This window comes from Sediminicoccus sp. BL-A-41-H5 (genome assembly GCF_050632405.1).
Lineage (GTDB): Bacteria > Pseudomonadota > Alphaproteobacteria > Acetobacterales > Acetobacteraceae > Roseococcus.
In genome coordinates this window covers 531564-545733 of the sequence record NZ_CP192601.1, presented here as the reverse complement: position 1 = coordinate 545733, position 14170 = coordinate 531564, and the positions used below count along the sequence as shown (strand labels likewise).

Genomic DNA, 14170 nt, shown 5'->3' with positions numbered 1-14170 from the left:
CGTTGCGACGGCAAAATAAAATCAATCGGCCCTGAGGCCGGTCGCCCTTTGCAGCTCGGCCCATTGGGCGCGGTCGCGCGCGATATAGGCGGCATAGTCGGCCGTGCTCATCGGCAGGACTTCCATGCCGCCGCTGGCCATGCGCTGCTGGAAGGCAGGACGCGCGAGGATGGTCTGCACCGCGGCGTGGATGGTGGCGACGATGGGCGCGGGCAGCGCGGCCGGCCCGGAGATGCCGTACCAGTTCAGCACCTCATAGCCCGGCAGCGTCTCGGAGACGGAGGGCACGTCCGGCAGCACGGCCAGCCGCGCCTTGGTGGAGACGGCGATCGCCCGCACCCGCCCATCGCGGATGAAGGGCAGCGCGCTGCTGATCGTGTCCGTCATGGCGGCCAGCCGCCCGCTGATGAGATCAGGCATGGCGAGCGCCGATCCGCGATAGGGCACATGCGTCATGTCCAGCCCGGCCTTATGGGCGAGCAGCGCCAGCGTCATGTGCGTGGAGGAGCCGATGCCGGCCGAGCCATAGGCGAGTTGCCCAGGGCGGGAGCGGATCAGGTTCATGAAATCGGGCAGTGTGCGCACTGGCAGGTCGTTGTTCACGATCAGCACGGCCGGCACGCCGGCGAAATTCGCGATGGGCGTGGTGTCGGTGCCCGGGTCGAAGTTCAGCCGCGTCAGGACGGGCGTGATGCCATGCGTGGCCTGGCTGGCGGTGAGCAGCGTGTACCCGTCGGCCCTTGCGCGCGCCACGAACTCCGTGCCGATGGCGCCACCCGCGCCGGTGCGGTTCTCCACGACGACCTGTTGGCCAAGGATCGGCGCCAGCTCTTCTGCGGCGATGCGCGAGATGATGTCGGCGGCACCGCCAGCCGCGAAGGGCGCGATCAGGCGGATCGGCCGATCGGGCGTCCAAGCTTGCGCGCGTGCGGTGAAGGGGAGGGCAGTCGCCGCGAAAAGCGGCAGGAGCGAACGGCGAAACATCGAAAATTCCCGGCTGATGAAGACTGAGCCGGAAGGTCAGCAATTACCGTGCCGTAATCTGTGGAGGGCATCGGCGCGCGGGGGTGAGCCGTCAAGGCGGAGGACTGACCGGACTTACGGCCGCCCGGCGGCTGCACCCATGCCGTGCCAGCCCCATCCGAATCATGAAAATAGAATAAATAAAATCTGCGATGCATCTGGGCCATGAATTCCATGTGGTCGCCAGGTCGAATGATCTGGCATCGATCCGAAGTGGAGCCCGAAATGACCGAAGTCTTCCAGTGGTACATCTATCTGATCAGTATCGCGATCGTTCTGATCCTGAATTTGACTGGCGCGGTCCGGGCGGTCATCGTCTGGGCCTGCGACCTGGGGCCTGGGAGTGACCAGCTGGATGCAGTTGGCGAGGCACAACCAGAACAATCAGCAAAAAAACTGCCCAAGACACCCCAGCAGATCAAGCTCGAAGAATCTTCCCGCGTCATCGGTTGTCTCGAAAAATTTCTTTACTGTTATTTTATCATCCGCGGCCAAGAATCAGCGCTCGGGTGCCTGCTTCTGTTCAAGGGTTTCACGCACTGGCTGCACCAGCAGGAGCAGGTGTCGGCGGCTGGCGCGGCCGAGGGGCACGCTCCGCTGTCCAAGGCGCTGCTGCGTTACTACTCCTACGCCGTCGGCAACTTCATCTCCCTGCTTTTCGCCATCCTCATCTGCGAGGTGGTCACCTCTGTGGTGAGGGGAGTGCCCTGGTTGAAGCAACATTTGTGGCTCGGGTGACAGAGGCCATGCCGGAACCGGGCTGCGCTCGCGCCCCCTGGCGTCGGCAGCCCGCCGGTCGCTCGCTATAGGCCCGAATTCGGCGCGTCGCACATGTAGCGGCTCAGATGATAGGGCCGCGCCGCCAGGCCCGAGCAGAAGCTGGCCACCACGGGCTCCAGCGCCTCGAAGAGCGCGCGTGCCTGCACCGCCGCCGCCTCCAGCCGCTCGCGCGCCGCTTCCGCCGCATCGGCCAGCTTCGCCATGTCCAGCGTCGTGTGCCGGCCGTCGCGATAGACGAAGCGCCCGCCGATCATCACATGGCGCACGCCCGTCGCATCCTCGGCGTGGATCATCTGGTTGAGCGTGGCGTTGTGCGGCATCCACTGCGCCTTGTGCAGGTCGAGGAAGACGATGTCCGCCTTCATCCCCGGCGCGATCGCGCCGATGCCCGCGATGCCCAGCGCCCGCGCCGAGCCCATCGTGCCCGCGCGATAGACCTGCTCCGCCGTCGCCCATTCGTAAGGGTCGGGCTTCTGGACGTGGGAGGTGTGGGAAGCGAGGCGCATCGCCTCGTACATGTTGGAATTGTCGCCGCTGCTGACGCCGTCGGTGCCGATCCCGACATTCACGCCCAGCTCCAGCGCGCGCTTCAGCCGGAACATCCCGTTGCCGAGCTTCATGTTGGAGGCCGGGTTGTGCGCGATGCTCGCACCGCGATCCGCCAGCAGGCGGAAATCATCATCATCCAGCCATATGCCGTGCGCGACGGTGAAGTCCGGGCCAATCAGCCCCAGGCTGTCCATGTAGTGCACCAGCGTCATGCCGTATTTCTGCATGCCCACCACGGCCTGCACCTTGCTCTCGCCCACATGGCTGTGCAGGCCCACGCCATGCTTGCGCGCGAGGTCGCGGCAGCCGCAGAGGAATTCCTGGCTGCAATGATGCGGGATGGTGGGGCCGACGGCGAAGCGGATGTCCTGCGCCGCCCAGCGCCAGCCACGGAAGGCGGCGTCCATGGCGGCGATGGTCTCCTGCCAGGGCTTGAAGCGGATCTTCTCCGCCTCGGCGCGCAGTTTGTCCGGCAGCGCGTCCATCAGCCCGGGGATCGCCTCGTAGAGCGAGCGGTCGGCCACCATGGGCGCGATCATGGCGCGCATGCCGACGGTGGCGTAGGCATCGGCGATGGCGTCCAGGCCGTCCACGGTCGGGAGCGGCACTTCCATCGTCAGGTCATAGGCGGCGGTGCAGCCCTTCGCCACCATCTCGGCCGCGCAGAGCAGTGTGGAGAGGCGCTTGTCCTCCAGCGTGCGCCCGCCGCCGAACCAGGGGGCGGCGGCCAGCAGCGTCTCCAGGCTCATCCGGTCGCCCTGGCTGCGCGCGAGGCCGCCATGGCCATGGGTATGCGCGTTGATCAGGCCGGGATGCAGCAGGCAGGCGCTGGCGTCCACCACCCGCGCGCCCTCGGGTGCCGCCAGGTTCGGACCCACCTCGCGGATGATGCCGTCCTGGATCAGGATGTCGGTGACAGGCGCACGACGCTGCGCGGGGTCCGTCAGGCGGCCCCCCTGGATCAGCTGCCAGCCGGGTTCCGCCTGCGCCATGGGATCAGACCTCCGGGGCGAGTTCGAGGGCGGTCAGGCTCCAGACCTCGGGCCCGGGCTCGGCATGGAGCGGCAGCGCATTGGGCGTGCGGACATTGGAAGGCAGCCCCGCCTCGTAGCGGAAGGCGCGCCACAGCGCCCCATGCGCCACGACGAGAACCGGGCCGGGCAAGGCGGTGGCGCGATTGATGGCGCGGACCGTGCGGGCGCGGAGCACGGCGAAGGGCTCGGCACCGGCCGGCGTGTAGGTGTCGGCGATCCAGTCATCATACCAGTCGCCCATCGGCTTGCCCTCCTGCTCGCCGAAATTCACCTCCATCAGCTCTGGGTCGAAGGTGACGGGCAGGTTCAGCGCGGCGGCCACCGTCTCGGCCGTCACACGGGCGCGGCTGAGCGGGCTCGCCACGATGGTGGCGATCTTCGTGCCCGCCAGCGTCCGCGCCGCGCGCTCGGCCTGCATGTGGCCGATCTTGTTCAGCGGGATGTCGGTCTGGCCCTGGCTCAACCCCTCCGCGTTCCAATCCGTCTCGCCATGGCGCAGGAACCAGAAGGGGATGGGGTTGAGCGTCATGCGGCGAAGCCTTCGGCCTGGAGGGTGTCGGCAAGGGCGGGCAGGGCGAAGACGCGCTTGCGATGCGCCATCAGCGCATCAGGCGGCACGACGCCGACAAAGCCCGCGAAAGTGGTCATCATGGCGGCGACGAGGTCGGCCGCGGTCAGCGCATCGCCCACCAGCCAGTCCCGCTCGCCCAGGCCGGTTTCCAGGAAGGCCAGCACCTCGCCCACGCGCGCGAGGCCGCCCTCGCGGATCTGGTTCTCGGCGGTGGGCGGGCCGAAGATCGCGGGGCGGAAGGCCGGCTGGAAGGCGCGCGGGAACTGGTAGGCATACCAGGACAGCCACTCCATCACGCGCCAACGGGCGACACCCGTGGCCGGGATCAGGCCGCTCGCCGGCGCCATCTCGCCGATGGCGAGCAGGATGGCGGGCGTCTCCGTGATGGTCTCGCCGCTGTCGAGGATGAGGGCCGGCACCTGCCCCTTGGGGTTCAGCGCCAGCATCTCGGCTGTCCTGTGCTCGCCCTGCCGCAGGCTGAGGTCCCGCACCTCCCCGGGCAGGCCGGCGAGGGCGAAGGCGAAGCGGCACGCCAGGCTCGACGTGCGCGCGGAAACCAGAAGGATCAAGCGAGTCCTTCGCGCGCCATCACGCGCTGCACGGCGGGTCGCGCCTTCATCCGCTCATAATGCGCGGCGACGTTCTTCGGCAGGTCGAGCTTGAGGCGCGCGGCGGCCCAGAAGGTCACGTAGAAGGGCGCCGCATCGCCGAAGCTGAAATCGCCGCAGATGTAGTCGCGGCCTTCCAGCGCGCGGTCCAGCCAGGCCAGGCCCTTGTTGAACAGCTCCAGGCCGCGGGCCTTCACGGCCTCATGGTCGCCCTCGCTGGGGGCGAAATTCGCTGGGCGGAACATGCGGGAAAAGCCCTGCATGTGGATGGTGGCCACCGCGTAGTCGGTCGCTTCCAGCGCGGTCGCCTGCGCCTCGGCCGTCGCCGGCATCAGCTTCGCCGCCGGATGCTTGGCCGCGATCCAATAGGCGATGGCGGTGAACTCGGTCAGCACCGAGCCGTCGTCGCGCACCAGCGTCGGTACCTTCGACTTCGCGTTGATGCTGGTGAATTCCGGCTTGAACTGCGCACCCTCGCGGATGTTCAGGAGGGTTGGCTCATAGGCCGCGCCACTTTCCTCCAGCAGCACATGGATGCCGAGCGAGCAGGCGCCGGGGGCGTAGTAGAGCTTCATGGAAATCTCCCTTGCGTGATGGTTCAGGCGGGCTTGGCTTCGCGCGCCAGGGCGCGCTGGACGGCCGGCCGCGCCAGCATGGCCGCATGGTGCCGCGCGAGCTTGGGCGGCAGGGTCATGCCCGCCCGCCCGCTTGCCCAGTTGGTGATGAAGAAGAGCGCGCAATCCGCCACGCTATAGCCTGAGGGCAGCAGCCAGGGGTCGCCCGCCAGCCCCTTCTCGATGACCTGGAGGTAGCCCTCCGCCAGCGCCTTGCCCTGCGCGATCACGCGCGCCTCATCCTCGGCGTCCTTCGCGAAATTGCCGGGGCGGAACTGCCGGGTGAAGCCCTGCGGGTGCACCGTGCCGCAGAGATAGTCCATCCATTCCAGCGTCCGCGCCTCCGCCTCGAACTCGACGGCGATGAGGTTGGACATGGGGTTCGCCTTGGCCAGCCACCAGGCGATGACCGGGAATTCCGTCAGCACCTTGCCGTCGTCCCGCAGCAGGGCCGGCACCTTCGCCTTGGGGTTGATGGCGAGATATTCGGGCTTCTTGTTCGAACCGTCGCGCGTCGAGACCAGCTGCGTCTCGAAGGGCTTGCCGATCTCCTCCAGGATCACGTGGATGCCGATCGAGCAGGCACCGGGCGAATAGAAGAGCTTCATGGGCGGACCCTCCGCGAGTGGTTCAACAGAAGAGCGACGAGACCGAGCGTTCCTCGCTGATGCGGCGCATCGCCTCGGCCAGCAGCGGCGCGATGGGCAGTTGCCGGATGTTGCGCGCGCCCTGCACCGCGGGCGTCGCCGCGATGCTGTCGGTCACGATCATCGTCTCGATGGGCGATTTGGACACGCGCTCGACGGCCGCACCCGAGAAGACGCCGTGCGTCACATAGACGCTGGCAGACTTGGCGCCGTTCTTCATCAGCGCCTCGGCCGCGTTGCAATGCGTGCCGCCGCTGTCGATGATGTCATCCACGATGATGCAGTCACGCCCCGCGACGTCGCCGATCACGTTCATCACCTCGGAGACGCCGGCCTGCGGGCGGCGCTTGTCGATGATGGCGAGGTCGCAGTGCAGTTGCTGCGCGATGGCGCGGGCGCGCACCACGCCGCCCACATCGGGGCTGACGACCATCAGTTCCCGGCCCTTGAAGCGCTCGCTGATGTCGCGCGCGAAGAGCGGGGCGGCGTAGAGGTTGTCCACCGGGATGTCGAAGAAGCCCTGGATCTGGCCCGCATGCAGGTCCATCGTCAGCACGCGGTCGGCACCCGCCTGGGTGATGAGGTTCGCCACCAGCTTGGCTGAAATGGGTGAGCGCGGGCTGCTCTTCCGGTCCTGCCGCGCATAGCCGAAATAGGGCATCACGGCCGTGACGCGGCGCGCCGAGGAGCGGCGCAGCGCATCCAGCGTGATCAGCAGCTCCATCAGGTGGTCATTGGCGGGGTAGCTGGTGGACTGGATGACGAAGACATCCTCGCCGCGGATGTTCTCATGGATCTCCACGAAGATCTCCATGTCCGCGAAGCGGCGAATGGACGCATTGGTCAGCGGGATGCCGATCTTGTCGGCCACGGCCTGCGCCAGGGGCATGTTGCTGTTGCACGCGACGATCTTCATCGGGCCATCTCACCCCTGTTGGCTGGCGTGGCAGCGATAGCGCCCCGCCGCCGTGCTGTAAACTTCACTGCGGTCAAATGAGTTGGACTCGCGGTCTAGCTGGTGGAGCTGGCGTTGCGGATGATCTGCTGCACGCCGGCCGCCGCTTCCTCGGCCGCGACATAGGCGATGTCGCCCCAGGCGCGGGAGAGGCTGCCCATCGGCACCTCGTTCAGCTGCAGCACGCGTCCCAGCTCATAGCCATCGCGGCGCGAGACGATCCACTGGATCTCCACCCGCTGCACCGTGGTGCTCACAGGTGCGACCGCCACCTCCGCCGTCACCGCGAAGGCCGCGCCATCGGCCAGCTCCTGCACCACATAGCCGCGATTGGTGAGGAATTCGCGAAGCCGCGCGGTGAGCGAGCTGTTGCCATCCCCCGGCGCGCCCCGCACCGGAATCAGCCGGACCCGCTCCGGGCCGGTCCGGATCGCCGCGGGGTCGGCCGAGGCGCGGGCCGCCTGGATCGAGAGCAGCATCTGCGTGACGCGCGGATTGGCCTGCTGCGCCACGGCCTGGAGCGTCGGCGTGCTGGCTTCGGCCCAGGCGCGGATCGGCACGGGCGGGCCGGCGACGGCGCCCTGCTCCTGCCCATCGGCATTGGTGATGACATAGCGCGGGATGACGGTGCTGCCGGTGTTCTGCGCCGTCACCACCAGGCGCCAGTCGAGCGGCAGCGGCGTGGAGGTCGCGATGGCCGGCACATCGGCCGATTGCAGCGCCTCGCTCAGCGCCTCGGCATAGCGCTGGGCCGCGTCATCGGTCATCAGCGCCTCGGCCGGCGGCGGGATGGCAAGGCGCACGGCGAGCGGGATGCGCAAGCCGCCCGCGAGCCCGCCCGGGCGGCCGCGATGGGGCTGCGGCAGGCCGGTGCAGGCGGGCAGCGCCAGCAGCGCGAGAAGGGCGACCCTACGCGAAGACACAGGACACCATCATCGTGACGATGAGCAGCATGAGGAACATGATGACGTAGGGCATGGCGCCTTCACAGCATGATGGCGGAGAGCTGGTGCCCGAGCGGCCCGCCGCCCGCCAGGGTGCGGCGCCGATGGCTGAAGAACCGGGCCTCATCGGCCAGCGTGTCCACCCCCAGCGCCTCTGCCGCCACTCCTGCCGCCTGGAGCCGTGCCACGCAATAGCCGGGCAGGTCGAACTGGAAATGCGCGTCATCACGGCCGGGCGCGAAGAAGCGGGCCTGGCCCACCGCATCGCGCAGGTCGGCGCGCACCTCGTAGCTCGCCTGGGCGATGCAGGGACCGACCACCGCGGTGATGCGCCCGCGCGCGGCGCCCAGCGCCTCCATGGCCGTGAGGGTCGCCTCCAGAACGCCCGACGCAGCACCCCGCCAGCCGGCATGGGCGGCGCCGATGACGCCCGCTTCGCCGTCGTGGAACAGCACCGGCGCGCAATCGGCGGTGATGATGCCGAGCGCGATGCCGGGCCTGCGCGTCACCATCGCATCGGCTTCGGGCAGGTTCTCCCAGGGGTCGCCCGCCTCGACCACGGCCGGGCCGTGCACCTGGCGCAGGCCGCGCAGCCCTGCCGGGTCCGCGCCCAGCGCCCGGGCGGCGCGCGCGCGGTTCTCGGTGATGGCGGCCGGGTCATCCTCGCTGCGCAGGCCGCAATTCAGCGTGGCATAGGCGCCCACCGAGACGCCGCCGCGCCGCGTGAAGAAGCCATGCCGCGCGGCAAGGCCCGCATGGGTCAGGAATTCGGCCATCACGCATCGAATCCGGCTGGGGTGGGGAGGGCAGGGTGGGCCAGGACCAGCGCCTTGAACAGCCGCCCCATCCCTTCGGGTGCGACAAGGCGCTGCGCGGCCGCGAGGATCTGCCCCGCCTGGCGTGGTGCCGACTGCGCCAGCATGGCGCTGCGCGCCATCAGGCCGAGCCGTTGGAGGAAGACGCCCATGGGCAGCGGGCCATGCGCCGCCGCCCCCGCCGCGTGGCCGGCCTCGGCCAGCGCCTGGAAATCCACATGGGCCGTGATGTCGGCCGTGCCGGGCTCGCTCAGCGTGTCAAGCGCGGCGTTGTCGCGCAACGCCTGGAGCGTATCGCCCAGCCCGCTCACGGCCGGGCCGTAATCCAGCGCCAGCAAAGCGCCGCCCTGCGCCGCCAGACGCGCGCCAAGCGCCGCGGCGATATGCCGCGCCGGCTCGCAGATCTCGCGGATGCTGCCCTCGGGCGCCGGCTCCACATGGTCGCAGGGCTGCTCCACGAAGGCGCCGCCTGCCACATATCGCTCGCGCCAGCCCTCCGCGCGCCGGATGAATTGCCGGATGGGCAGGGCGTCGAAGAACTCGTTCGCCAGGATGATCGTGGGCCCCGGCGGGATATCCCCCGCCGCCCCATGCCAGCCCGCCACGCGCGCACCCAGCTTCGCCGCCTGCGCCGCGCGTAGCGCCGGCGAGGTCTCGACCAGGTGCAGCTCCAGCGCGCGGCCGAAGGCCGGCACCATCTGGTCCACCGCCCGCAGCGCATCGGCCATGAGCGTGCCGCGCCCCGGGCCGAGTTCCGCCAGCACCACGCGCGTGGGCGCGCCCATCGCCTGCCAGGTCACGGCGGCCCAGAGCCCCAGGCATTCGCCAAAGGCCTGGCTCATCTCCGGTGCGGTGGTGAAATCGCGCCCGATGCCCGCGCCGCGCGCGTAATAGGTGGCGGCAGCGCGGGCCATGAAGGCGTCCAGCCGCTCCATCAGCCGGCCCGGCGCCCCCGCCAGATGAGGTATCCGCCCGCCACGACCATGGGCAGGCTGAGCAGCTGGCCCATCGTGACACCGGCCAGCAGGAAGCCCAGATGTGCGTCCGGCTCGCGGAACATCTCGCCCACCAGCCTTGCCGCGCCATAGCCCGCCAGCAACGCGCCCGTCAGGAGACCCGTCCGCGCGCGGTTGGCCGCTTTGCTCCAGAGGATCAGCATCAGCGCGAAGAGCGCGATGCCCTCCAGCCCCGCCTGATACAACTGGCTCGGATGCCGCGGCAGTTGCAGCCGGTCCGCCGGGAACACCATGGCCCATGGCACATCCGTCACGCGCCCCCAGAGTTCGCCATTGATGAAGTTGGCGAGCCGCCCGAAGAACAGCCCGATCGGCACCACCACCGCCACACGGTCGCCAAAGCGCAGCGGGTCGAGCTTCTGGCTGCGGCAGAAGAGCAAGGTCGCGATGATGACGCCCAGCGCCCCGCCATGGAAGGCCATGCCCCCCTGCCAGACCATCAGGGCCTCCAGCGGATGGAACAGGTAATGCCCCGGACGGTAGAACAGCACATAGCCAAGGCGCCCGCCCAGGATGATGCCCAGCGTCGCCCAGGTGATGTAGTCATCCACCTGCTGCGCCGTCGCCGCCTGGGGCTCGGCCTGCGCCAGCCGCCGCAACAGTCGCCACCCCAGCACGATGCCGGCGATATAGGCCAGCGCATACCAGCGGATGGCCAGCGGGCCGATCTGCAAGGCGACCGGATCGATCTGCGGGAATTCGAGCATGGGCGATGGGTAGCCCGACCGGGCCACCAAGTCACGGCGCGGGAAAAGAAAAAAGGGCTTCCGGCGGCTGGGGCGTCAGGCCCCAGGCCCCATCACTTCAGGGCGCTCTCAAGACCGCGGAACACGCCGCGGGCAGGGAAGGGGGCGGACCCGGCTGGCGGGGGCGCGGCGGTGGGCGGCGCGCCTCCTCGGAGAGCCACCACTCCAGGCTCGCATCGCAGCCGTCGCCCGGCGGGATCGGGTTGGCCTCCCGGCACTCCGACGAACCCGCCGGACACCGCAGCCGGATATGCATGTGGCTGTCATGCCCCCGCCAGGGCCGCACCCGGTGCAGCCATCCCTCGCCCCGGTGCCGCTCGCAGAGACTGCGCTTGATGCCGTGATTCACCAGCACGAGGTGCACGCCGGGGCTTTCGGCGGCCATGCGGATCAGCCGCGCATGCTGGGGCGTGAAGCGCGCATTCACGCCGCTCTGGTCCGGCAGCACCAGCGAGGGCACGTCGATATCCTCGCGCGCCGCCCGGCTCATCGCCGGCTTCGCGTTGAGGTCGAGCCAGATGTCCACATCGAGGCCGGTCTGGTGGCTCGCATGCATGTTGGGCATGGGCCCGCCGCGCGGCTGCGCGAGGTCGCCGATCCAGAGATCGGGCAAGCCCGCCGCCCGGGTGCGCTGCGCGAGATCCCGCGTGAAGCGGATCAGGTCGGGGTGCCCCCAATGCCGGTTCCGCGAGATCCGCACCGCCTGATAGCCCGGCCCTTCCGGTGGCAACTGCACGGCGCCCGCAAGGCAGCCCAGCGTGGTTCCGCCGATCACCTTGGCCGGCCCGGGCGAGGGGGTGGATACCTGCGCCCAGGGGCTCATCGGCTGCGCCTGCGCGGCCGGCGCCAGCAGCAGTAGCGCCAGCACCCAGCGCTTCATCGCCCGCGCGCCAGGATGGAGGTGGTGGAGCGCCCCGGCAGGAGATCCAGCAGCACCGTCCGCCCGCCCCAGGAGGCGACCTCCGGCGCGCCCACCACCTGCTCGATCGTGTAGTCGCTGCCCTTGAAGAGCCGGTCCGGCCTGAGCGCCAGGATGGCCTCCAGCGGCGTGTCCTGCGGGAAGGCGATGACCGCATCCACGCTGGCCAGCGCTGCGATCACCGCCGCGCGATCTTCGAGCGGGTTCACCGGGCGCGTCTCGCCCTTCAGCCGCCGCACCGAGGCATCATCGTTCAGCGCCACCACCAGCCGGTCGCACTCGGCCCTTGCGGCGCGCAGCATGCGGGTGTGGCCGGCATGCAGGATATCGAAGCAGCCATTGGCGAAGCCCACGCGCAGCCCCTGCTCATGCCAGGACTGCACCAGGCGCTGCGCCGCGGGCCAGGTGAGGATCTCCCCCGTGGCGCCATCCAGCTCGCGCATCGCGTGGTCGAGTTCGGCGGCCGAGCAGGTGGCGGTGCCGAGCTTGGCCACCACGACGCCCGCCGCGGCATTGGCGGCGCGCATGGCGCCCTCCAGGCTCAGCCCGGCGGCGACGCCGAGCGCGAGGGTGGCGATCACCGTGTCGCCGGCGCCCGAGACGTCGAAGACCTCGCGCGCCATGGCCGGCACGGCCACGGCGGGCGCATCGCGCCGCACCAGCATCATGCCCTTCTCGCTGCGGGTGGCGAGCACGGCCTCCACCGGAACCGCGGCCAGCACGGCGCGCGCCGCGGCCTCGCACTCGGCGTCGGTGGCGACAGGCATCCCGGTCGCCTCGGCCAGCTCGCTCGCATTGGGGGTGAGGCAGGTGGCGCCGGCGTAGCGGGTGAAGTCGCGGCCTTTCGGGTCGGCCAGGACCGGGATGCCCTGCGCATTCGCGGCGGCGATGGCCGCTTCCAGCACGCGGGGCGTCAGCACGCCCTTGCCGTAATCGGAGAGGATCAGCGCCTGCGCGCCCGGCAGAAGCGCTGCCAGCCGATCCGCGATGGCGGCCTCCTCGGCCGCGTCGGCATCGCGCCGCTCCTCCTCATCCACCCGCACCACCTGCTGGCGGGCGGCGATGACGCGCAGCTTCACCGTGGTGCGCCGCGCGGCACTTCGGAGCAGGTGCCCGGCCTCGCCCAGCAGGCCCGAAATCTCCTGGCCCTCCGCATCCTGACCCGCGAGGGCGATCAGCGCCGCCTCGCCGCCCAGCGCCTGGATGTTGCGCGCCACATTGCCCGCGCCGCCGGCCATGGATTGCGTGCGCTTGAGGCGCACGACGGGAACCGGCGCCTCGGGCGAGAGCCGGCTCGCATCGCCGTAGAGGAAGCGGTCCAGCATCACATCGCCGAGGCAGATGATGCGGCGTCCGGAGAGATCGAGCATGGCGGGCTTCTACGCCCCCCGCATCAGACCGGGAAGCGTTCCAGGATCTCGATCGAGATGTTCTCGGGGCCGCGGATGAAGCAGATGCGGATGCCCGGGCGCGGCTCGTTCGGTTCCATGGTGAAGACGACGCCCTTGGCCTTGAGCTTGGCCACATAGGCATCGAGCCCGGTCACCGAGAAGCCGAAATGGTCGATGCCGAGATAGGGCGCGGAAGGGGCGGGGGCCGCGTCCTTGCCCTCGGGCAGGAGGAAGATGTCGATGCCGCCCAGCTTGAGGTCCACGCGCGGCTGGCCCTGCTGCATGGAGCGGATCACCTCGGCGCCCAGCATCTCCTCGAACCAGAGGGCGGTGGCCTCCGGGTTCGGGCAGCGCAGGTGGATATGGTCGAAGCTCAGAGCGGACATGGACGATTCCTCCAGGGGATGATGGGCCGGGAGGGTAGAGGAGTTTCGCGGTGTGGGTAGAGTGCGCGCCATGACCCAACCTGTCCGCATCCTCTCCACCCTCGCCGTCGCGGGAATGCTGCGCGAGTGGCTGCCGGGGCAGGGGGCGGAGGTCGTGTTCAACCCGACGGCCCGCCTGATGCAGCAGATCGGCGAGGGGCTGGAGGGTGACATCGCCATCCTCACCGAAGCCGGCATCGAGGAACTGACGGCGCGCGGCGTGCTGGCCGCCGGCACGCGGCGCGACCTGGCGCTCTCGGCCATCGGGATGGCGGTGGCCCCGGGCACGCCGCGCCCCGATATCTCCACCGTGGAGGCCCTGCGCGCCACGCTGCTGGCCACCCCCAACCTCGTCTATTCCCGCGCCGGCGCCAGCGGCATCTTCTTCGCGGAGCTGATCGAGCGCATGGGCATCGCGGCCGAGGTCAACGCCAAGGCCATCGTCATCCCGCAGGGATTCACCGCCGAAGTCGCAGCGCGCGGCGAGGCGGCGCTGGCCATCCAGCAGGTGAGCGAGCTGATGGCCGTGCCGGGTGTGGAAATCGTCGGCAAGCTGCCCGAGGGCGCCAACACCTGCGCCATCTTCTCCGCCGCCTGCTTCGGCCAGGCCCAGCCCGGCGCGCAGGCCCTGCTGGAGCGCCTGGCCGCCGCCATGACGCCCGAGCGGCTCGCCGCCCATGGGCTCGACCCCGCCTGAGCTTTTTCCTTGCGGCCGCGCAGCCCCGCGCCGCAAGATTCCCGGCTCGGAGAAGGGAAGGAAACGGCCATGCGCCAATGCATCGTCATCGTGCAGTTCGATCTGCCGAAGCGCAGCGAGGAGCAGGCCATCCGCGGCGCCGTGGCCACCGCACCCATCTATCGCGAGCTCGCCCGCAAGGGGCTGATCCGGAAGAACTATCTGAACGGGGATGCCGGCACCGGCGGCGTCTATCTCTGGGAAAGCCGCTCCGATGCCGAGGCCTGGTTCACCGAGGAGCGCATCGGCCAGCTCACGGAGCGCTTCGGCGTGCGCCCGCGCCTCACCTGGTACGACACCCATGTAACGGTGGAGAACCCGGCCGAGGAGATCCGCGTGAACGGCCGCGCGGTGGAGCCCGCTTAACCCTCAGCCCTGCTGCGCGGCTGATTCACGC

17 protein-coding genes are annotated in these 14170 nt (G+C 69.8%); 3 read left to right on the top strand and 14 right to left on the bottom strand.

Features of this window, described 5'->3' with window-relative positions; translation table 11 throughout:
• Positions 1-21 precede the first annotated feature (21 nt).
• A complete protein-coding gene (locus ACQ860_RS02775; protein ID WP_431301886.1) occupies positions 22-984 on the bottom strand; it encodes a Bug family tripartite tricarboxylate transporter substrate binding protein in 963 nt (320 codons plus the stop codon).
• Between the two features lie 264 nt (positions 985-1248).
• Here ACQ860_RS02775 and ACQ860_RS02770 point away from each other — a divergent pair, with 264 nt between their 5' ends.
• Positions 1249-1761 carry a hypothetical protein gene (locus ACQ860_RS02770; protein WP_431301885.1) on the top strand — a complete coding sequence of 171 codons (513 nt, stop codon included), beginning with the start codon at positions 1249-1251 and terminating at the stop codon, positions 1759-1761.
• A 65-nt stretch (positions 1762-1826) separates the two neighbouring features.
• On the opposite strand, the gene ACQ860_RS02765 is transcribed toward ACQ860_RS02770, so the two are convergent.
• From ACQ860_RS02765 to ACQ860_RS02705, 13 genes are all read right to left on the bottom strand, one after another.
• Positions 1827-3344, bottom strand: coding sequence for an amidohydrolase family protein (locus ACQ860_RS02765; RefSeq protein ID WP_431301884.1), 1518 nt, complete (start codon positions 3342-3344; stop codon positions 1827-1829).
• A 4-nt stretch (positions 3345-3348) separates the two neighbouring features.
• Positions 3349-3915 (bottom strand): histidine phosphatase family protein, encoded by a 567-nt coding sequence (locus tag ACQ860_RS02760; protein WP_431301883.1) that lies wholly within the window; start codon positions 3913-3915, stop codon positions 3349-3351.
• Positions 3912-4526, bottom strand: a complete 615-nt coding sequence (locus tag ACQ860_RS02755) for a glutathione S-transferase family protein (RefSeq protein WP_431301882.1) — start codon at positions 4524-4526, stop codon at positions 3912-3914. Before ACQ860_RS02755 ends, ACQ860_RS02760 begins: the two co-directional genes overlap by 4 nt.
• Positions 4523-5140, bottom strand: coding sequence for a glutathione S-transferase family protein (locus ACQ860_RS02750; RefSeq protein ID WP_431301881.1), 618 nt, complete (start codon positions 5138-5140; stop codon positions 4523-4525). The genes ACQ860_RS02755 and ACQ860_RS02750 overlap by 4 nt, the downstream gene beginning before the upstream one ends.
• A 23-nt stretch (positions 5141-5163) precedes the next feature.
• Positions 5164-5787, bottom strand: a complete 624-nt coding sequence (locus ACQ860_RS02745) for a glutathione S-transferase family protein (protein WP_431301880.1) — start codon at positions 5785-5787, stop codon at positions 5164-5166.
• Positions 5788-5809: 22 nt separating this feature from the next.
• Positions 5810-6742 (bottom strand): ribose-phosphate pyrophosphokinase, encoded by a 933-nt coding sequence (locus ACQ860_RS02740; RefSeq protein WP_431301879.1) that lies wholly within the window; start codon positions 6740-6742, stop codon positions 5810-5812.
• A gap of 95 nt (positions 6743-6837) precedes the next feature.
• Positions 6838-7704 carry a hypothetical protein gene (locus ACQ860_RS02735; RefSeq protein WP_431301878.1) on the bottom strand — a complete coding sequence of 289 codons (867 nt, stop codon included), beginning with the start codon at positions 7702-7704 and terminating at the stop codon, positions 6838-6840.
• Positions 7705-7766: 62 nt separating this feature from the next.
• Complete coding sequence (locus ACQ860_RS02730; protein WP_431301877.1) at positions 7767-8501, bottom strand: polyphenol oxidase family protein; 735 nt, start codon at positions 8499-8501, stop codon at positions 7767-7769.
• Positions 8501-9454 carry a class I SAM-dependent methyltransferase gene (locus ACQ860_RS02725; protein ID WP_431301876.1) on the bottom strand — a complete coding sequence of 318 codons (954 nt, stop codon included), beginning with the start codon at positions 9452-9454 and terminating at the stop codon, positions 8501-8503. The genes ACQ860_RS02730 and ACQ860_RS02725 overlap by 1 nt, the downstream gene beginning before the upstream one ends.
• A gap of 20 nt (positions 9455-9474) precedes the next feature.
• Positions 9475-10263: a prolipoprotein diacylglyceryl transferase gene (lgt, locus tag ACQ860_RS02720; protein WP_431301875.1), complete on the bottom strand. Its 789-nt coding sequence runs from the start codon at positions 10261-10263 to the stop codon at positions 9475-9477.
• Positions 10264-10360: 97 nt separating this feature from the next.
• The gene (gene mepA, locus ACQ860_RS02715; protein ID WP_431301874.1) at positions 10361-11182 is read right to left on the bottom strand and encodes a penicillin-insensitive murein endopeptidase; all 822 of its coding nucleotides are present in this window, start codon (positions 11180-11182) and stop codon (positions 10361-10363) included.
• On the bottom strand, positions 11179-12591 hold the full coding sequence (gene rfaE1, locus ACQ860_RS02710) for a D-glycero-beta-D-manno-heptose-7-phosphate kinase (protein ID WP_431301873.1): 1413 nt from the start codon (positions 12589-12591) through the stop codon (positions 11179-11181). The genes mepA and rfaE1 overlap by 4 nt, the downstream gene beginning before the upstream one ends.
• Before the next feature lie 23 nt (positions 12592-12614).
• The gene (locus ACQ860_RS02705) at positions 12615-12998 is read right to left on the bottom strand and encodes a VOC family protein (protein WP_431301872.1); all 384 of its coding nucleotides are present in this window, start codon (positions 12996-12998) and stop codon (positions 12615-12617) included.
• 70 nt (positions 12999-13068) lie between these two features.
• Here ACQ860_RS02705 and ACQ860_RS02700 point away from each other — a divergent pair, with 70 nt between their 5' ends.
• Both ACQ860_RS02700 and ACQ860_RS02695 read left to right on the top strand, forming a co-directional pair.
• Complete coding sequence (locus ACQ860_RS02700) at positions 13069-13734, top strand: substrate-binding domain-containing protein (protein WP_431301871.1); 666 nt, start codon at positions 13069-13071, stop codon at positions 13732-13734.
• A gap of 69 nt (positions 13735-13803) precedes the next feature.
• Positions 13804-14139, top strand: a complete 336-nt coding sequence (locus tag ACQ860_RS02695; protein WP_431301870.1) for a hypothetical protein — start codon at positions 13804-13806, stop codon at positions 14137-14139.
• The last annotated feature ends 31 nt before the right edge of the window (positions 14140-14170 follow it).